Source organism: Cryobacterium sp. TMT1-3 (genome assembly GCF_004402315.1).
GTDB lineage: Bacteria > Actinomycetota > Actinomycetes > Actinomycetales > Microbacteriaceae > Cryobacterium > Cryobacterium luteum.
In genome coordinates this window covers 41878-59433 of sequence record NZ_SOFW01000021.1, presented here as the reverse complement: position 1 = coordinate 59433, position 17556 = coordinate 41878, and the positions used below count along the sequence as shown (strand labels likewise).

15 protein-coding genes are annotated in these 17556 nt (G+C 65.2%); 13 read left to right on the top strand and 2 right to left on the bottom strand.

Translation table 11 applies throughout. From position 1 onward, the window contains the following. Positions 1-67: 67 nt before the first annotated feature. The 10 genes from E3O25_RS07110 (at position 68) to dapF (ending at position 10747) form a co-directional block, all read left to right on the top strand. On the top strand, positions 68-2977 hold the full coding sequence (locus tag E3O25_RS07110; protein WP_092111756.1) for a DNA translocase FtsK: 2910 nt from the start codon (positions 68-70) through the stop codon (positions 2975-2977). Between the two features lie 3 nt (positions 2978-2980). Beyond that, positions 2981-3574 carry a CDP-diacylglycerol--glycerol-3-phosphate 3-phosphatidyltransferase gene (gene pgsA, locus E3O25_RS07105; RefSeq protein ID WP_092111754.1) on the top strand — a complete coding sequence of 198 codons (594 nt, stop codon included), beginning with the start codon at positions 2981-2983 and terminating at the stop codon, positions 3572-3574. Positions 3575-3578: 4 nt separating this feature from the next. Next, positions 3579-4103: a CinA family protein gene (locus tag E3O25_RS07100; RefSeq protein WP_241983758.1), complete on the top strand. Its 525-nt coding sequence runs from the start codon at positions 3579-3581 to the stop codon at positions 4101-4103. 156 nt (positions 4104-4259) lie between these two features. Continuing rightward, entirely contained in the window at positions 4260-4568 is a 309-nt protein-coding gene (locus E3O25_RS07095) for a helix-turn-helix domain-containing protein (RefSeq protein ID WP_092111752.1), read from the top strand. A 117-nt stretch (positions 4569-4685) separates the two neighbouring features. Beyond that, entirely contained in the window at positions 4686-4910 is a 225-nt protein-coding gene (locus E3O25_RS07090; RefSeq protein ID WP_092111750.1) for a DUF3046 domain-containing protein, read from the top strand. Between the two features lie 307 nt (positions 4911-5217). After that, complete coding sequence (recA, locus tag E3O25_RS07085; RefSeq protein ID WP_092111748.1) at positions 5218-6363, top strand: recombinase RecA; 1146 nt, start codon at positions 5218-5220, stop codon at positions 6361-6363. A 134-nt stretch (positions 6364-6497) separates the two neighbouring features. Then, the gene (locus E3O25_RS07080) at positions 6498-7187 is read left to right on the top strand and encodes a regulatory protein RecX (protein WP_166805993.1); all 690 of its coding nucleotides are present in this window, start codon (positions 6498-6500) and stop codon (positions 7185-7187) included. Between the two features lie 64 nt (positions 7188-7251). Continuing rightward, positions 7252-8856, top strand: coding sequence for a tRNA (N6-isopentenyl adenosine(37)-C2)-methylthiotransferase MiaB (gene miaB / locus E3O25_RS07075; protein WP_092111744.1), 1605 nt, complete (start codon positions 7252-7254; stop codon positions 8854-8856). A 4-nt stretch (positions 8857-8860) separates the two neighbouring features. Further along, positions 8861-9856: a tRNA (adenosine(37)-N6)-dimethylallyltransferase MiaA gene (gene miaA, locus E3O25_RS07070; RefSeq protein ID WP_241988528.1), complete on the top strand. Its 996-nt coding sequence runs from the start codon at positions 8861-8863 to the stop codon at positions 9854-9856. 9 nt (positions 9857-9865) lie between these two features. Further along, on the top strand, positions 9866-10747 hold the full coding sequence (gene dapF, locus E3O25_RS07065) for a diaminopimelate epimerase (protein ID WP_092111740.1): 882 nt from the start codon (positions 9866-9868) through the stop codon (positions 10745-10747). On the opposite strand, the gene E3O25_RS07060 is transcribed toward dapF, so the two are convergent. After that, the gene (locus E3O25_RS07060) at positions 10744-11352 is read right to left on the bottom strand and encodes a class I SAM-dependent methyltransferase (RefSeq protein WP_134360819.1); all 609 of its coding nucleotides are present in this window, start codon (positions 11350-11352) and stop codon (positions 10744-10746) included. The two genes, dapF and E3O25_RS07060, sit on opposite strands and share 4 nt — an antisense overlap. Positions 11353-11392: 40 nt before the next feature. On the opposite strand from E3O25_RS07060, the gene hflX reads away from it, so the two are divergent. The 3 genes from hflX to metE all read left to right on the top strand — a co-directional run bounded on the left by hflX (position 11393) and on the right by metE (position 16606). After that, complete coding sequence (gene hflX, locus E3O25_RS07055) at positions 11393-12985, top strand: GTPase HflX (protein ID WP_092111736.1); 1593 nt, start codon at positions 11393-11395, stop codon at positions 12983-12985. A gap of 223 nt (positions 12986-13208) precedes the next feature. After that, complete coding sequence (locus E3O25_RS07050) at positions 13209-14174, top strand: methylenetetrahydrofolate reductase (RefSeq protein WP_092111734.1); 966 nt, start codon at positions 13209-13211, stop codon at positions 14172-14174. Positions 14175-14266: 92 nt separating this feature from the next. Beyond that, complete coding sequence (gene metE, locus E3O25_RS07045; RefSeq protein ID WP_134360818.1) at positions 14267-16606, top strand: 5-methyltetrahydropteroyltriglutamate--homocysteine S-methyltransferase; 2340 nt, start codon at positions 14267-14269, stop codon at positions 16604-16606. Positions 16607-16701: 95 nt separating this feature from the next. Here metE and lexA read toward each other — a convergent pair whose 3' ends face one another. Continuing rightward, positions 16702-17409: a transcriptional repressor LexA gene (gene lexA / locus E3O25_RS07040; RefSeq protein ID WP_370448736.1), complete on the bottom strand. Its 708-nt coding sequence runs from the start codon at positions 17407-17409 to the stop codon at positions 16702-16704. Positions 17410-17556: the final 147 nt, after the last annotated feature.

Here is a 17556-nt window from a genome sequence, read left to right as displayed (position 1 = left end):
CGGCCGCTCGGGCAGGCATTGGGCGTGGGGGCGGGGGAATGTCACCGGCGCTTGGTAGCGTTATTTCATGGCTACGAGCACTAAGTCGACCGGGCGTGCCCGCACTCCGGCACCGAAGGGCGCTCCGGCGCGCAAACCGGCAACCCGCGGCGGCGGCACCGCCGCGCAGAAGACCGTCAAATTCACCGCCGTCGACGTGAAGCCGAGCGTCGGAGCCCGCGCCTGGATGGGCCTCGCCCACCTCGCGGGCGGTGCCGCCCGCGCCCTGGGCCCCGAAAAACTCTCCAAAGACGAACGCCGCGACGGCCTGCCCTTCTTTCTCGTACTGCTCGCTGTCTCGGGCGCCATCGTCGAATGGTTCCTGATCAACAACGCTGTCGCCCAGCAGCTCGACGCTTACACCTTTGGCGGCCTGTTCGGACGGGTAGCCTTCGCCCTGCCCGTCATTCTGCTGCTGTTCTCCGTCTGGCTGTTTCGTCAGCCCAGTTCCGTGCACGACAATGGCCGCATCGGCATCGGGCTCAGCCTGCTGCTCGTGACAATTTCCGGGCTTTGCCACATTTTCGGCGTGCAGCCGCAGCCGCAAGACGGTATGCCGGCCCTCGCGCTGGCCGGCGGAGTGATCGGGTGGATGATCGCCGCCCCGCTGATCCTGCTCACCACGTCGATCGGTGCCACGATCCTAGTCATTCTGTTGCTCCTGCTCAGCCTGTTCATCATCACCAAGACACCGCCGAACCGCATCGGGCAGCGCTCCCGTGAGCTCTATGAGTGGCTGTTTGGCGCGCAACTCACCGACGCTGAAGAACGCGCGTCGGCGAAAGAAGCCAAGAACTCCAAGCCGGGCAAGACCGCGCAGGTCGAGCTCGACGGCGTCGACGACGATGAGCCAGAGGGGGCGCTGCCCTGGTGGCGCCGCAACAACAGCAAGCGTGAGGAAGACCCCGACTTCGGTAGCGCCCTGTCGACCGAGTCCAAGGCTGGCCCGGCTGATGTGGCCCCCGACCCGCTCAGCGTGCTGCTCGGTGGCAGCCAGTCCCGCGGCGGTTTCGACAGCGCCATCGAATCCGAGGTCACCGACCACACCGCACCGCCCGAACAAGACCACTACGGCACTGAAGTGCTCGAAGACCTGCGCAAGGCCGAACTCGCCGTCAAACGCTTCACCGGCGAGGTCGACCTCGGGCGCGGCCCATCCAGCGCCGCGTCCACCGGCCTGCACTCCGACGACCCGGCCGGCCACACCGAGGTACTGCCCGGCTTCGACGACGTCTTCCCCGAATTGAGCCAGGCAGTGGATGCCGACGGCGCAGCCCTGCCGCCGCTCGCCTCCACAGACCCGCACCCGGCCATTCCTTATCTCGTGCCCGCGGCATCCACTCTCACCGCCGGACCGCCGGCCAAGGCCCGCTCAGCCGCGAACGATGACGTCGTCAAGTCCATCACCGAGGTGCTGCGCCAGTTCCAGGTCGATGCGAAGGTCACCGGATTCTCCCGTGGCCCGACGGTCACCCAGTACGAAATCGAACTCGGCCCCGGCGTCAAGGTCGAGCGGGTCACAGCGCTCAGCAAGAACCTCTCGTACGCGGTCGCCTCAAACGAGGTGCGCATCCTCTCGCCCATCCCTGGAAAGAGCGCCATCGGCATCGAGATTCCCAACACCGACCGCGAAATCGTCACTCTCGGTGACGTGCTGCGCTCGAGCACCGCCACCAACGCCACCCACCCGATGACCATCGGTGTCGGCAAAGACGTTGGCGGCGGCTTCGTCATCGCCAACCTCGCGAAAATGCCCCACTTGCTCGTGGCCGGCTCCACCGGTTCCGGCAAGTCAAGCTTCGTCAACTCCATGATCACGAGCCTGCTCATGCGCGCCAAGCCGAGCGACGTGCGCATGGTGCTGATCGACCCGAAACGGGTCGAGCTCGCCGCCTACGCCGGCGTTCCGCACCTGATCACTCCCATCATCACGAACCCGAAGAAAGCGGCCGAAGCGCTGCAGTGGGTCGTGAAAGAGATGGACATGCGCTACGACGACCTCGCGAGCTTCGGCTTTCGCCACATCGACGACTTCAACAAGGCCGTTGTCAACGGCGAAATCGTGCTGCCCGCCGGCAGCGAACGCAAACTCAAGCCCTACCCGTACCTGTTGGTCGTCGTCGACGAGCTGGCCGACCTTATGATGGTCGCCCCGCGCGACGTTGAAGACTCCATCGTGCGCATCACCCAGCTCGCTCGTGCCTCCGGAATTCACCTCGTTCTGGCCACCCAGCGGCCGAGCGTTGACGTCGTCACCGGGCTGATCAAGGCCAACGTGCCCTCGCGGCTCGCCTTCGCCGTCACGAGCGTCACCGACTCCCGGGTCATTCTCGACCAGCCAGGCGCTGACAAGCTCATCGGACAGGGCGATGCCCTGTTCCTGCCGATGGGAGCCTCCAAGGCCGTGCGCGTGCAGGGCGCCTGGGTCACCGAAGACGAGATCGAGAAGGTCGTCAAGCACGTCACCATGCAGGCCAGGCCCGACTATCGGCCCGACGTCTCCATGGTCGCCCCGCGCAAGGAGATCGACTCTGACATCGGTGACGACCTCGAGGTTTTGCTCGCCGCCGCCGAACTCGTCGTGTCGACCCAGTTCGGGTCGACGTCGATGCTGCAGCGCAAGCTGCGCGTCGGTTTCGCCAAGGCCGGCCGCCTGATGGACCTGCTCGAATCCCGGGAGATCGTCGGCCCGTCTGAAGGTTCCAAGGCGCGCGATGTGCTCGTCAACGCCGAGCAGCTGCCGAGCGTGCTCGCCCGCCTGCGCGGCTCCGACGACGAGCAGCATGCGCTGAAGGCCCAGTCCGATTCCTCGCGGGCCGAGTCTGCGCCCGACCCGCGCTACGCCGACGACCCGGTTGAGAAAATGTCGCAGGGGTATCCTGAGGTGGACGGCACCGAAGACGACGAGGATGCCTGGAAACTAACCGGCAGGGACTGAACCATGGCAACACCGCAAGCATCCGTCACCCGCCCCAGCAACTGGAACGTGCCCAACCTGATCACGGTCGTGCGCATTCTGCTCGCTCCCGTGTTCATCTGGATGCTGCTCGCCGACAATGGTGCCCATGAGGCCCTGCGCTGGGCTGCGGCGGTGCTGTTCATTATCGCGATCGCCACCGACGGCATCGACGGCATGATTGCCCGCCGCCACAACCTCGTGACCGATCTCGGCAAGATTCTCGACCCGATCGCCGACAAGATCCTTACCGGCGGCGCCCTGGTTTGTCTGTCCATCCTGGGGGAACTGCCGTGGTGGGTTACCATCGTTATCCTCGTGCGCGAGATCGGCATCACCGTGTTCCGGTTCGTCATGCTGCGTGATCGAGTGATTCCAGCCAGCCGCGGCGGCAAGCTTAAGACCGTGTCCCAGTCCGTGTCGATCTCGCTCGCCCTGCTCCCGTTCTGGCTGGTCTTCGGCGAGTGGGTGCACTGGGTCAATACCGCCACCATGACCATTACCCTCGTACTGACCGTGGTTTCCGGCCTTGACTATCTGGTTTCGGCTTGGCGCCTCCGAAAGCCCGACGTTGCCTGACCCGGTGTCGGCAAGCACGATACCGACACCCGCAGCGGATGCGACGGCCGAACTCATCGCGGAACTCACCATTCGCCACCTCACCATCGCCGTCGCCGAGTCGCTGACCGGCGGGCTGCTGGTGGCTGAACTCGTGCGCATCCCCGGCGCATCCGCTGTCGTTCGCGGGGGAGTGGTCGCCTATGACACCGCCCTCAAGCGCAGCCTGCTCCACGTGGACAGCAGTGTGCTCAACGTGCACGGGCCCGTACACGCCGATGTCGCCAAGCAGATGGCGGGCGGCGTACGCACCCTGCTCGCGGTGAATGATGTGCGCGCCGATATTGGGGTGTCGACCACGGGAGTGGCCGGGCCTGGACCGGAGGGGGGGCACCCGGCGGGAACCGTGTTCATCGGCCTGTCCAAGGGCAGCGGTTCCTGGGCCGTGTCGCTTCAGCTCAGTGGCGACCGGGCCGAGATTCGCGCCGAATCGGTGCGCCGTGCGATCGATGCTGTGCGTGCGCTGATAGCCCAGGGTGACGCGGAATAGTTCCTGTTACGGGCTGGTTACATCGAAGACATTCACAAGAAAAGCCCAATGAATCTCGGTAGTGTCAAAGTGTCAGATGAATGCAGTATTGTAAGCATCCAGCACCGCACACCGGTAGTCACAGGCTTGATTATCAGCCATAAGAAGGAGGTTCCGATGATTCTTGTTCGTCAGGAAATCGGCGATGTGCTCAGGGACTTCCGCCTGCAAAAGGGGCGTACCCTGCGTCAGGTCGCAAGCAAGGCAAGTGTCGCGCTCGGCTATCTCAGCGAGGTAGAACGGGGCCAGAAAGAGGCGTCCTCAGAGATCCTCGCCTCGGTCGCCGACGCACTGGATACCCCGATTTCGGTCATCATGCGTGAAGTTGGTGACCGTCTCGCCGTTATCGAGGGAATCGATCAGTTTCCCGACACGGTACCGGACGACTTCGTCACCACCTTCGATGCCGACTTCATGGTGCGTTAGCCACCCTCGGCAGCATCCTCAGGATTTATATCATTATCAACCACCGTCGACACTGAGTGTCGGCGGTGGTTGTCTTTCGGGAGTGACGATTCGCCACACAAAATTTGAAGGAGTGTTGTGCGCCTGAGTGAATTTCGCACCGCGATGAGGGACGAGTTCGGCGAGGCCTACGGACGAGTGCTCACCCGTGACCTCGTGCTCACGCCGCTCGATGGTCGAACCGCCGATCAGGCCCTCGCCGCCGGTACTCCCGCCCGTGATGTGTGGCTGGCCCTCTGCGCCGAGGTCGACGTTCCGCGCAGCCGCTGGTACGGCGCCGGCATTCCCGCTCCTCGCCTGTAATAAGACTGACCCCGACGGGTTCGGCTGATATTTCGACACGCCGCAGGATCATCCCGATAATGCTCGAATACCTGTTCGGTCTTGATAGGCTCCTCCACAGCAGACAATCTGACAGACTGCGCACCGCTCGATCGTGCCCCCGACCAGTGTCGGAGGTGCGGCGTACAGTCGCAGTTATCAGAGAAAGTCAGCAATTGCCTTGTCGAAACAGGTATCGGGGTCTTCCCGATTGCTGGGCCGACAGCCTATAGGCGCCACCATGCACACCTCGCTATACCGACCGTGCAGAACCTAGGAGATCACGACCATGGCATCACAAGCGAACCGCGAGAAAGCCCTCGAAACCGCCCTCGCGCAAATCGACCGTCAGTTCGGCAAGGGATCGGTCATGCGCCTCGGCAGCGACGAACGCGCCCCCGTTGAGACCATCTCAACCGGCTCGGTCGCGCTCGACGTCGCTCTCGGCATAGGCGGGTTGCCGCGTGGCCGCATCGTGGAGATCTACGGTCCGGAATCCTCGGGAAAGACCACCCTCACCCTGCACGCCATCGCCAACGCGCAGAAGAACGGCGGCATTGCCGCCTTCATTGACGCCGAGCATGCCCTCGACCCGGAATACGCCAAGAAGCTCGGCGTCGACATCGATGCTCTCCTCGTTTCCCAGCCCGATACGGGTGAACAGGCACTCGAAATCGCCGACATGCTCGTGCGAAGCGGGTCCATCGACCTCATCGTTGTCGACTCTGTGGCCGCACTCGTGCCCCGCGCCGAGATCGAAGGCGAGATGGGTGACTCCCACGTCGGCCTGCAGGCGCGCCTCATGTCCCAGGCCCTGCGCAAGCTCACCGGTGGCCTGAGCCAGACCAACACGACCATGATCTTCATCAACCAGCTGCGCGAGAAGATCGGTGTGTTCTTCGGTAGCCCCGAAACCACCTCCGGCGGCAAGGCCCTCAAGTTCTACGCCTCGGTGCGCCTCGACATCCGCCGCATCGAAACCCTGAAAGACGGCACGGATGCTATCGGTAACCGCACGCGGGTCAAGGTCGTCAAGAATAAGATGGCACCGCCCTTCAAGCAGGCCGAGTTCGACATCATGTATGGCATCGGCATCTCCCGCGAGGGCAGTCTGATCGACTTCGGTGTTGATCAGGGCATTGTCAAGAAGTCGGGTGCCTGGTACACCTACGACGGCGACCAGCTCGGCCAGGGCAAAGAGAACTCGCGCAACTTCCTCATGAAGAACCCCGACATGGCCAACGAGATCGAACGCAAAATCTTGATCAAGCTCGGCGTCGGCCCCGAAGGCATCGCGGCCAAGGCTGCCGAAAAGGCCGCCGCCGCTGTCGCGTTGGAGGCCGAAACGAAGGCCAAGGCCGAAGCGGATGCCGCCGCTCTTCTCGCCGGCGGCCCGGTGGGTATCAAGGGTCAGGCCGCCCGCAAGACCGCCTAACCGGGACACGCAGCTCCGTTCAGCCCCGCATCGCACAGTTCAGCCAGAAACGCACTGAAAGGCAGGTCACGGGAATGGTTCACTTCACACCCCAGGATGATGCAACTACACCAGCAGACGCCGATTTGGCTCCCGTGACCTACCTGCACGGTGCGACACCGGGGATGAAACGTCGCTCGCCGCTTGAAGCCGCCGCGCCCGACGCTGCCGCGATCAAAGCCGAAGCCCCTCCGGCCCAGGTCGACCGGTTTTCTGCGGCTGCTGCCGCTGCTAACGAGGCCGAGATGCAGCAGGAAGGCAGCGATGAGGCTGACGCCGCGGCCGATGCGCTCGATCAGCGGGAGCGGGCGGAGAAGGTGCTGCTGCACCGGCTGCGCGGCCGCTCCCTCTCCACGGTCGAGGCCCTGTTGGTGCTGAATGCCACCGGTGTCGACTCGGGCGAAGCGAGTGAGATCATCGAGAAGTTCATCGAGCTGGAGTATCTCGATGAGGGCAAGCTCGCCGATCAGATCATCCACAGCCACAACGTGCGCAAGGGTCTCGGCCGCACCGGCGTCGAAGCTGAAATGCGTCGACGCAGGCTCGACCCGAGCGTCATGCTCGACAAGCTTGAGGAACTTCCCGACGATGAGGCGGAACGCGCCATCGACCTGGCCACCAAACGGATCGGGCAGATGGAACGCTTCGACGACCAGACCATCGACCGTCGTCTCACCGGCTTTCTCATGCGCAAGGGTTATAGCTCGGCAGCTGTACGAGTGGCTGTCAAGGCGGCCATGGACAGCCGCGGTGGCGGTGCTACCTCCCGCGTTCGATTCCGTTGATGCGTGCGAGTGGGCCAGGGCACACGGCCCGCACACCGAATTGCTCGCGTAAACTACAGTCACTATGAGTATCGTCGCCCCCGAACAAGCCCGCCGAACCGTGATCACCCCCTCGGTAGCCGCGATCGACGAGTCGGGGCGAGCCCGCACCTATGAGGTGCGCACCTTCGGCTGCCAGATGAACGTGCACGACTCCGAACGCCTGAGCGGTTCACTCGAAGCAGCTGGCTATGTCTCGGCCAACGGTGACGAGGCCGACATCGTCGTGATCAACACCTGCGCGGTGCGGGAGAACGCCGACAACAAGCTCTACGGCAACCTCGGCTACCTCGCCTCGGTCAAGCGCAAGCATGCCGGTATGCAGATCGCCGTCGGCGGCTGCCTCGCCCAGAAAGACAAGACCACCATCCTCGAGAAGGCGCCGTGGGTCGACGTGGTCTTCGGCACCCACAACATGGGTTCCCTGCCCAGTCTGCTCGAACGGGCCAGGCATAACGGTGAGGCCCAGCTCGAGATTCTCGAATCCCTCGAGACATTCCCGTCCACCTTGCCCACCAAGCGCGATTCCAGCTACAGCGGCTGGGTCTCCATCTCGGTCGGCTGCAACAACACCTGCACCTTCTGTATCGTGCCAGCGCTGCGGGGCAAGGAGAAGGATCGCCGCCCCGGGGAGATCCTCGCCGAGATCCAGGCGCTCGTCGACGACGGCGCCATCGAGGTCACCCTGCTCGGCCAGAACGTCAACTCCTACGGGGTCGAGTTCGGCGACCGCCTCGCCTTCGGCAAGCTGCTGCGCGCGGCCGGAAAGATCGACGGGCTGGAGCGCATCCGCTTCACCAGCCCGCACCCCGCCGCGTTCACCGACGACGTCATCGACGCTATGGCCGAAACCCCCGCCGTCATGCCGCAGCTGCACATGCCGCTGCAGTCCGGGTCCGACCGCGTGCTCAAGGCGATGCGCCGGTCCTACCGCGGCGCGAAGTTCCTCGGCATTCTCGACCGCGTGCGTGCTCAGATGCCGAACGCTGCCATCAGCACCGACATTATCGTGGGCTTCCCCGGCGAAACCGAGGAAGACTTTCAGGAGACCCTGCGGGTCGTCGAACAGGCCCGGTTCGCGACCGCGTTCACCTTCCAATACTCCATTCGCCCGGGTACCCCGGCCGCGACGATGCCCGACCAGGTTCCCAAGGCCGTCGTGCAGGACCGCTACGAGCGTCTTGCCGCTCTGCAGGAGCGCATCTCCCTCGAGGAGAACCAGGCGATGATCGGCCGTGAGGTCGAACTGCTCGTCGCCAACGGCGGCCGTAAAGACAACGACACCCACCGCCTCAGTGGGCGGGCCCCCGACAGCCGACTCGTGCACTTCGATGTTCCGGCCGGTTCGCCTCGCCCCCGGCCCGGCGATATGGTCACCGTCGTCGTCACTCAGGCGGCACCGTTCCACCTCATCGCGGACTCGACCACCGACGCGCCCCTGCGCATCCGCTCAACCCGGGCCGGCGACGCCTGGGATCGCATGGAAGCTGAATCCTGTGGAGTTCCGGCACACGGCGGCGCCACAAGCGGTCCCGGCCCCGTTTCACTCGGGCTGCCGACGATCGGCCTGCGGCTCGAGAGTGGCGCGACCACCATTCCCATCTACAACGTGAACGACGACGAGCGCTAGGAGCTTGTCGTCTGAAACAGCGGTAGCGTCTGGCGCGGCGGTGCTGATCGTCATTGTCGGGTCGACCGGCACCGGCAAGTCCGAACTGTCCCTCGACCTGGCCGAACGGCTCATCGCGCGTGGACAGCCGGCCGAGATCGTCAACGCCGACGCCATGCAGCAGTACCGCGGCATGGACATCGGCACGGCCAAGCTCACCATGCGTGAACGCCGCGGCATTCCGCACCACCTGCTCGACGTGATTGACGTGACCGACGAGGCCACCGTCAGCAAGTATCAAACGGATGCCCGCACGGCGATCACCGAGATCCGCGCGCGCGGGGCCGTCCCCATCCTGGTCGGCGGCTCCGGTCTCTACGTGTCGTCGGTCGTCTTCGACTTTCAGTTTCCGGGCACCGATCCACAGTTGCGGGCCAGGCTCGAAGCCGAACTCCTGCACATCGGACCGGGCCTGATGTATTCCCGGCTGCAGGCCGTCGACCCCCAGGCCGCGCTGCGGATCGGCCCGAGCAACGGGCGCCGCCTTGTTCGGGCACTGGAGATCGTCGAGCTCACCGGCGCCCCGCACCTCGCCGCCCTTCCCGACGAACCGGTGTACTGGCAACCCAGCGTGCTCCTCGGCCTCCGCACCCCGCGCGAGCGGCTCACCCCCCGGCTCGACGCGCGCGTCGAGCGGATGTGGGCGGCCGGCATCGTTCATGAAGCCCGGGACCTGCTCGAGGCGGGTATCGAGAATGGTGTGACCGCGTGCCGCGCGATCGGCTACGCCCAGGCGCTCGGGCAGGTGCACGGCACGCTCAGTCAGGCGGAGGCTATCGAAGCAACCCAGCAGCTCACCCGCCGCTATGCTCGCCGGCAGGTGAGCTGGTTCAAACGCTACGCCCACACACACTGGATCGAATCGGAGGCACCGGACCGCGGCGAGGATGCCCTCGCGCAGGTGGACCGGGGTGGTGCGCCCGACTTCGCGCCGCAAAACCCGCCGGTGGCAGCCCCGTAAACTGGCCACATGGGCATCACTTTGAACTTCACCAAGGGCCACGGCACCGGCAACGACTTCGTGCTGTTCGCTGATCCGGACGGGACGATAGAGCTCACCCCGGCGCAGATTCGCGCCGTCTGCGACCGCAGATTCGGCGTCGGAGCCGACGGCATCATCCGCGCGGTGCGCAGCAAGAAACTGCCGGACGGCGCGGCGGCCCTCGCCGAAGACGACGCGGCCGAGTGGTTCATGGACTACTGGAACGCGGACGGAACCGTCTCGGAAATGTGCGGGAACGGCATCCGGGTCTATGCCAAATTTCTTATTGAGAACGACCTCGCCGAACTGCTGCCCGGCGACACCCTCACCATCGGCACCCGCGGCGGCGTGCGCGACGTGCAGCGCAACGCCTCGGGCTTTCAGGTTGACCTCGGCCGGTGGAAGCTCGACGGCATCGAACCGCTCGTGCGCACCAGGAACCTGCCCGTAGCGCGTCCCGGCCTCGGCATCAACGTGGGCAACCCGCACACCGTCGTGGCCCTCGCCGACGATGACGAACTCGACGCCGCCGACCTGACATTCATTCCGCAGCTCGACCCCGAACCGGCCGACGGCGTGAACATTGAATTCGTCGTGCCGAACGAACCGCTCGTCGTCAACGGCGTCGGCCGGTTCCGCATGCGGGTGCACGAACGCGGCAGCGGAGAAACCCTGTCGTGCGGCACCGGTGCTGCGGCAGCGGCCCTGGCCACCCGGCACTGGGCCGGAAAATCGGCGCCGCACCAGTGGCGGGTGGAGCTTCCCGGCGGTGTACTCGGGGTGCGGATGTTCCCGGCCGAGGACGGCGAGCACGTGTCACTGTCGGGGCCGGCCGAGCTGGTCTTCGACGGTGTTTTGAACCTGGGTTAGTTACGATGCACGGCCAGCACCCGGAAGCCCTTGCTGATGGCCTCGCGGGTGGTTTCGAAGTTGGCCGGGAGTTCGGCGGCGAGCCAACGCTGGAGTGAGTCAGAGCCGAGGTTGCGCTGCACGACGAGCCAGGCATCCGCTTCGGGTTCGAGGCGGGGGAGCCAGGTCTGCATGAGGCCGTGCAACTCGTCTTTGCCCACGCGAATCGGCGGGTTCGACCAGATGGTGCGGAACAAGATGTCAGCGGGCACGTCGGCGGCGAGTACCGCCTTGATGTTGGTCACACCGAGGGTGGCAGCGTTGGTGCGCACGAGGTCGAGCGCCCGCTCATTGACGTCGACGGCCCAGATGGTGGCTTTAGGTGAGGCCAGGGCGAGGTGCAGCGCGATCGGGCCCCAGCCGCAGCCGAGATCGAGAAAATGGCCGCTCAAGGGCGGTTCGGGGGCGTACTTGAGCAGAACCTCCGTGCCACCGTCAATGTGAGCGGGGCTGAACACCGAATTTGCGGTCGTGAGCTCATGATCCTGCCCGTGCAGCTGCACCGTGATCTGGCGCGTTTTCAGTACGGTGCCGGGCGCCGGAGAAAAATAGTGGTCGGACGACATAAGAGGAACCTTTCAACTTCGTTGAACTAAGGTTAATGGGATGAATGATCCAACGGCGCCCTCGGGCAACGACGCGGCACAAAACGACGCGGTAGAAATTACACACGTGGAAGCCTTCGACGCAGATGATGTCGTCGCGCGAGTGCTGGCCAGCGCCGACAGTAAGGCTGCCGGTTACTCCCTCTTTCGCAGCGGCACGGCTCAGGCCCTGCAGGCTCAGGCCTCCGGCGGGTATGACGGCAGCGAGCACGACGGCGACCAGTCCGAGCGTGCCGACCGCAACGCCCTGCGCCGAGTTGGCGGGCTGTCCACCGAACTTGAAGATGTCACCGAGGTCGAATATCGCCAGCTGCGTCTGGAAAACGTCGTGCTGGTGGGCGTCTACACGCACGGCACGGTCGATGACGCCGAGAACTCCATGCGCGAACTGGCCGCCCTCGCCGAAACCGCAGGGGCCACCGTGCTCGACGGTTTGCTGCAGCGTCGGGCCACCCCCGACCCGAGCACCTACCTGGGCAAGGGCAAAGCCCAGGAAGTCGCCGACATCGTGAAGGCCCTCGGCGCCGACACGGTCATTGCCGACACCGAACTGGCGCCCAGCCAGCGGCGTGCCCTCGAAGACGTGGTCAAGGTCAAGGTCATCGACCGTACCGCCGTGATCCTCGACATCTTCAGCCAGCATGCCAAGAGCCGAGAGGGCAAGGCGCAGGTCGAACTCGCCCAGATGGCCTACATGCTTCCCCGCCTGCGCGGCTGGGGCGACTCGATGTCCCGACAGGCCGGTGGCCAGGTCGGTGGCACCGGAGCCGGAATGGGCTCCCGCGGCCCCGGCGAAACCAAAATCGAACTCGACCGTCGTCGCATCCACACCCGCATGTCCAAACTGCGCAAGCAGATGGTTGAGATGAAGCCGGCCCGCGAGGCGAAACGCGCCAACCGCAAGCGCAACGCCGTGCCGTCCGTGGCCATCGTCGGGTACACCAACGCCGGCAAGTCCAGCTTGCTCAACCGCATCACCAAGGCCGGAGTGCTCGTCGAGAACTCCCTGTTCGCGACCCTCGACGCCACCGTGCGCAAGTCCACGACCGCCGACGGGCGCCTGTACACCCTCACCGACACGGTCGGGTTCGTACGCAACCTGCCGCACCAGCTGGTCGAAGCTTTTCGCTCGACCCTCGAAGAAGTGGCCGACGCCGACGTCATCATTCACGTCGTCGACGGCTCCCACCCCGACCCGGTCGCCCAACTCGCCACCGTGCGCGACGTCATCTCCGAGGTCGGCGCCCGCGACATTCCCGAACTGGTCGTCTTCAACAAGAGTGATCTGATCAGCGACGACGACCGGCTCGTGCTTCGCGGCCTCGAACCGAAAGCGACGTTCGTGTCGGCCCGCAGCGGTGAAGGCATCGAGACCGTGCTGGCCGCGGTGGCGTTGCTGCTGCCGACGCCGCAGATCGAACTCGATCTGCTCATTCCCTACGACCGCGGTGACCTCATCGCGGTGCTGCACGATCAGGGTCGCATCGAAGCCACCGACTACGAGGAAGCCGGCACGCGCGTGACCGCGTTTGTCACTCCCGAGATCGAGCCCCAGTTCGCCCCGTTCGTCATCCTCCCCGCGGCCTCCGCCTAGGGGCTCAGGCACTGGTGCCCGCCCGGATGACATGAAGTGTCACATTCGTGCGCCACGGCGTCGGTGTTGTTAGTGTCTAATCAATCGTTGCCGACGGAATTCATTCCCCGGCATGGAGCGACAGCCGAGCCCGGCATCCGCCCGCGAAAACCCATCAGCCTGCTGGTGGTGTCCGCGGCCGCCTGGCCACCACCGTTGTACCGCTTCTGCCGAATGAGGAACCATGACCGCGACAGGGATTTCCGCGTGTAACGACCGCCCGGCATTCTCATTTGAGGTGTATCCGCCGAAATCGGTGGCGGCAGCATCCGCTCTGACGCGCACCATCGATCATCTGGCCGCAGCCGGTCCCGAGTTCATTTCCGTCACCTACGGTGCCAACGGCTCGTCGCGCACCTCCTCACTCGACGTGCTGCGGTACATCAAGGACCACACCACAGCGGATGCGATGGCGCACCTCACCTGTGTCGGCTCCTCGCATGCTGAGGCCAGCCGGCTAATTCGGGAGTTCCTCGACGCCGGTATCCGCAGCTTTCTCGCGATTCGCGGCGACGCACCGCAGGGCGCGGCCGAAGGGGACACCACCTTCCTCGGTGACCTGCACAGCGCCGGGGAGCTGGTGCAGCTCATCCACCGGGTGCAGGCCGAACGGGTGCCCTACATCGAGACCGTGATCCCCGGCCTCCCCGCCGCCCGCGGGTTGAAAACGGAACGAAGCCGGGTGCGCATCGGTGTCGCGGCGTTTCCAAACGGCCACCCCAACTCCAGGTCGGTCGCGCAGGACATCGACACCCTGCTCGCCAAGCAGGCCGCGGGCGCCAACCTTGCGATCACCCAGCTGTTCTTCCACGCCGACGACTACCTGAGCTTCATCCAGAAGGCCCGCTCCGCGGGAGTGCTCTTTCCCATTCTTCCCGGCATCATGCCGGTCACCAGTCCGAACCGTTTGCGACGCATTCTGCAGCTTTCCGGGGAGAAACTGCCGGCCGCACTGTCCATCGCGCTCGAGGTCGAACCGACCGAGGAAGGCCAGCGGCAGATCGGCATCGACTACGCCGTGCGCCTCGGCCAGGACGTTCTTGCCGGCGGCGCCCCCGGCCTGCACCTCTACGCCTTCAACCAGCACGAGACCGTGCTGTCGGTTCTTGAGGGGTGTGGGGCGCTTCCGGTGCCCGCAACCATGCCCTAGGCCTCGCGCGCGCTCCACCGCGCAGGCCCACCCTCATCACGTTCGTCTTCTCCGACCGTTCAAGCCACTATTGCTCCAGTGAAGGAATCACCATGCCCATTTCTGCATCTCCCACCTTTCCCACCGGCACCATCCTCGGTTACCCACGGATCGGGCGACGGCGGGAACTGAAGAAGGCGGTTGAGGCCTTCTGGTCGGGCACGATCGACGCCGCCGAACTCGAACGGGTCGCCGCGGAGCTTCGCGCCGGAACTCGTGATCGGCTCGTTGAACTCGGTCTGGGGCGCACCGACTCGTCGATTCCCGAGTCGTTCTCGTACTACGACCAGATGCTCGACATCATCGTCGCGGTCGGGGCGATTCCAGCCCGGTTCGCTGCTCTCTCCGCGGCCGATGGAACCCTCGACCTTGCCGGATACTTCACCCTGGCCCGCGGCGCGGGCGAGAACCTGCCGCTGGAAATGACCAAGTGGTTCGACTCCAATTACCACTACCTTGTGCCGGAGATCGGTCCGGAGACGGTGTTCTCGCTCGCCGGCGACCGCATCGTGCGCGAGTTCATCGAGGCGAAAGCGGCCGGGTTCCTCACCCGCCCGGTGCTCGTGGGCCCCGTCACCTTCCTGCTGCTCAGCAAGGCGAGCGACGACGCACCGGCCGGGTTCTCACCGCTCTCCCGACTCGACGATCTCCTTCCCGTCTACGCGGCGCTGCTGACGCGGCTAGCGGATGCCGGTGCCGAGTGGGTGCAACTCGACGAACCCGGCCTGGTCAGCGAGTCCATCGATGTGGGGCGCGCTGACACGCTGGCGGCCGTCGCATCCGCTTATGGGGTGCTCGGCCAGCTCACCGAACGACCGGCTCTGTTCGTCGCGGCGCCGTACGGCAGCCTCGACGACGCGCTGCCGGTTCTCGCCGCGACCGCAGTCGAAGCGATCGGCCTCGACCTGGTGCGGGGCACCCTGCCTCCGGCAGTACCCGGACTGGCCGGCAAGACCCTCGTCGCCGGCGTGATCGACGGCCATAACGTGTGGCGCGGCGACCTCGCCGCTGCTTTCGAGACCGCCGAGAGCGTACGCGCGTTGTCAGACTCGGTCACCGTCTCCACCTCCACCTCGCTGCTGCACGTGCCGCACGACGTCTTCGATGAGACCTCGCTACCGGGCGAGCTGACCAGCTGGCTGGCCTTCGCCGACCAGAAAGTGGGCCAGGTCGCCGCCCTCGCGTTCGGTCTCACTGCCGGGCGTGACGCCATTGCGGTGCCGCTGGCCGAGACCGAGGCCGCCCTGTCGGCGCGACGCAGCGCTCCGGGCGTACGCGACGGCGCCGTACGTACCCGTGCCGCAGCCCTGACCGACGTTGACTTCACCCGTGGCGCCTACGCCGATCGCCTGGAGGCGCAGGAGGCGGCGTTGCAGCTGCCGTCGCTACCGACGACGACGATCGGATCGTTCCCGCAGACCGCCGACATTCGCCGCGCACGCGCCCGGTATCTCACGGGCGCGCTGAGCGCCGGCGACTACCGCGATCTGATGCGCGCCGAGATTGGCCGTGTCGTTGCACTGCAGGAAGAGATCGGACTCGACGTGTTCGTGCACGGCGAACCGGAACGCAACGACATGGTGCAGTACTTCGCGGAAAACCTTGACGGGTTCGCCGTGACCGAAAATGGCTGGGTTCAGTCCTACGGCAGTCGCTGTACTCGGCCATCCATTCTGTGGGGTGATGTGTCGCGACCGGCGCCGATCACGGTGGACTGGTCCGTGTACACGCAAAGCCTCACCGCGAAGCCGGTCAAGGGCATGCTCACCGGGCCGGTGACCATCCTGGCCTGGTCCTTCGTGCGCGACGACCAACCGCTCGGCGAAACCGCCCGCCAGGTGGCCCTCGCCCTGCGGGATGAGATCGGCGACCTCGAGGCCGCCGGCATCCAAATCGTTCAGGTCGACGAGCCAGCTCTGCGCGAGCTGCTGCCCCTCAAGCAGAAAGACCACGCCAGCTATCTGGACTGGTCGGTCGGTGCTTTTCGGCTCGCCACGGCCGGGGTAGCGGATGCGACCCAAATTCACACGCACCTCTGCTATTCCGAATTCGGCGTCGTCATCGAAGCCATTCGCAACCTCGACGCCGACGTGACGAGCATCGAAGCGGCCCGGTCACGGATGGAGGTGGTGCAGGAGATCGAGGCCGGTAGGTTCGACCACGGTATCGGCGCCGGCATCTATGACATCCACTCGCCCCGGGTGCCGAGCATCGACGAGCTGACGACGCTGCTCGACACCGCCTTGAAATCCATTCCCGAGCGCCAGGTCTGGGTAAACCCGGACTGCGGGCTGAAGACGCGCGGCTACGACGAGACCGTGCAGTCGCTGCATAACATGCTCGCGGCGACGCGGCGGGTGCGCGAACGCCGCGGTATCAGGGTCAATGCCTAGCGCCAGCGCCTGACGCGGTCGCAGGGACGACAGAGGCCCGATCACCCGTTGGCGATCGAGCCTCTGTCGTACGACACCGGGGCGTGCAATCAGGATTACACCGAGCGCAACACCGCGACGACTTTGCCGAGGATGTCGGCAAAGTCGCCGACAATCGGTTCGAAGTTGCTGTTGCGCGGAAGGAGCCAGGTGTGGCCGTCGCGCTTGCGCAAGACCTTGACGGTGGCCTCGTTGTCGAGCATGGCCGCAACGATCTCGCCGTTTTCCGCGGTCTTCTGTTGCCGCACGACGACCCAGTCACCGTCACAAATCGCAGCGTCGATCATGGACTCCCCGACGACCTTGAGCATGAACAGCTCGCCCTGGCCCACAAGCTGGCGGGGCAGCGGAAAGATCTCGTCGATTTGCTGGTCGGCCGTGATCGGGATGCCGGCAGCGATGCGGCCGACCAGGGGGACCATCGCCGCATCGCCGACCTGCACGCCCGGGTGAAAGCTGTCCTGGTCGCCGGTGCCGGCGTCTTCGGGGGCGCGCTGGATCTCGATGAGCACTTCAAGTGCCCGCGGGCGATTCGGGTCGCGGCGCAGATAACCGCTGAGCTCGAGCTGATTGAGTTGGTGGGTCACGCTCGACAGCGAAGCGAGTCCGACCGCATCGCCGATCTCTCGCATGCTCGGCGGGTAGCCGCGCGAGCTCACCGAACGCTGAATTACGTCGAGGATAGCGAGCTGGCGTTGGCTCAAACTCTTGCGGCGCCTTGTGCCGCCCTTGTCGCGGGTAGCGCCGGTGTTTTGTGTCACGATCTGCCCTTCTGGAGTCGGTCCCGCCTGGCCTGAAGTCGTGCTTCACGGGAATGTCGGTGGTGTCTGGTTGAGTGTAAATCAAGCAATTGTTCTATCGAAAGTTTATCCAGTTCTTCGCCCTGAAACAAACACTTATTCGAGTGTGTT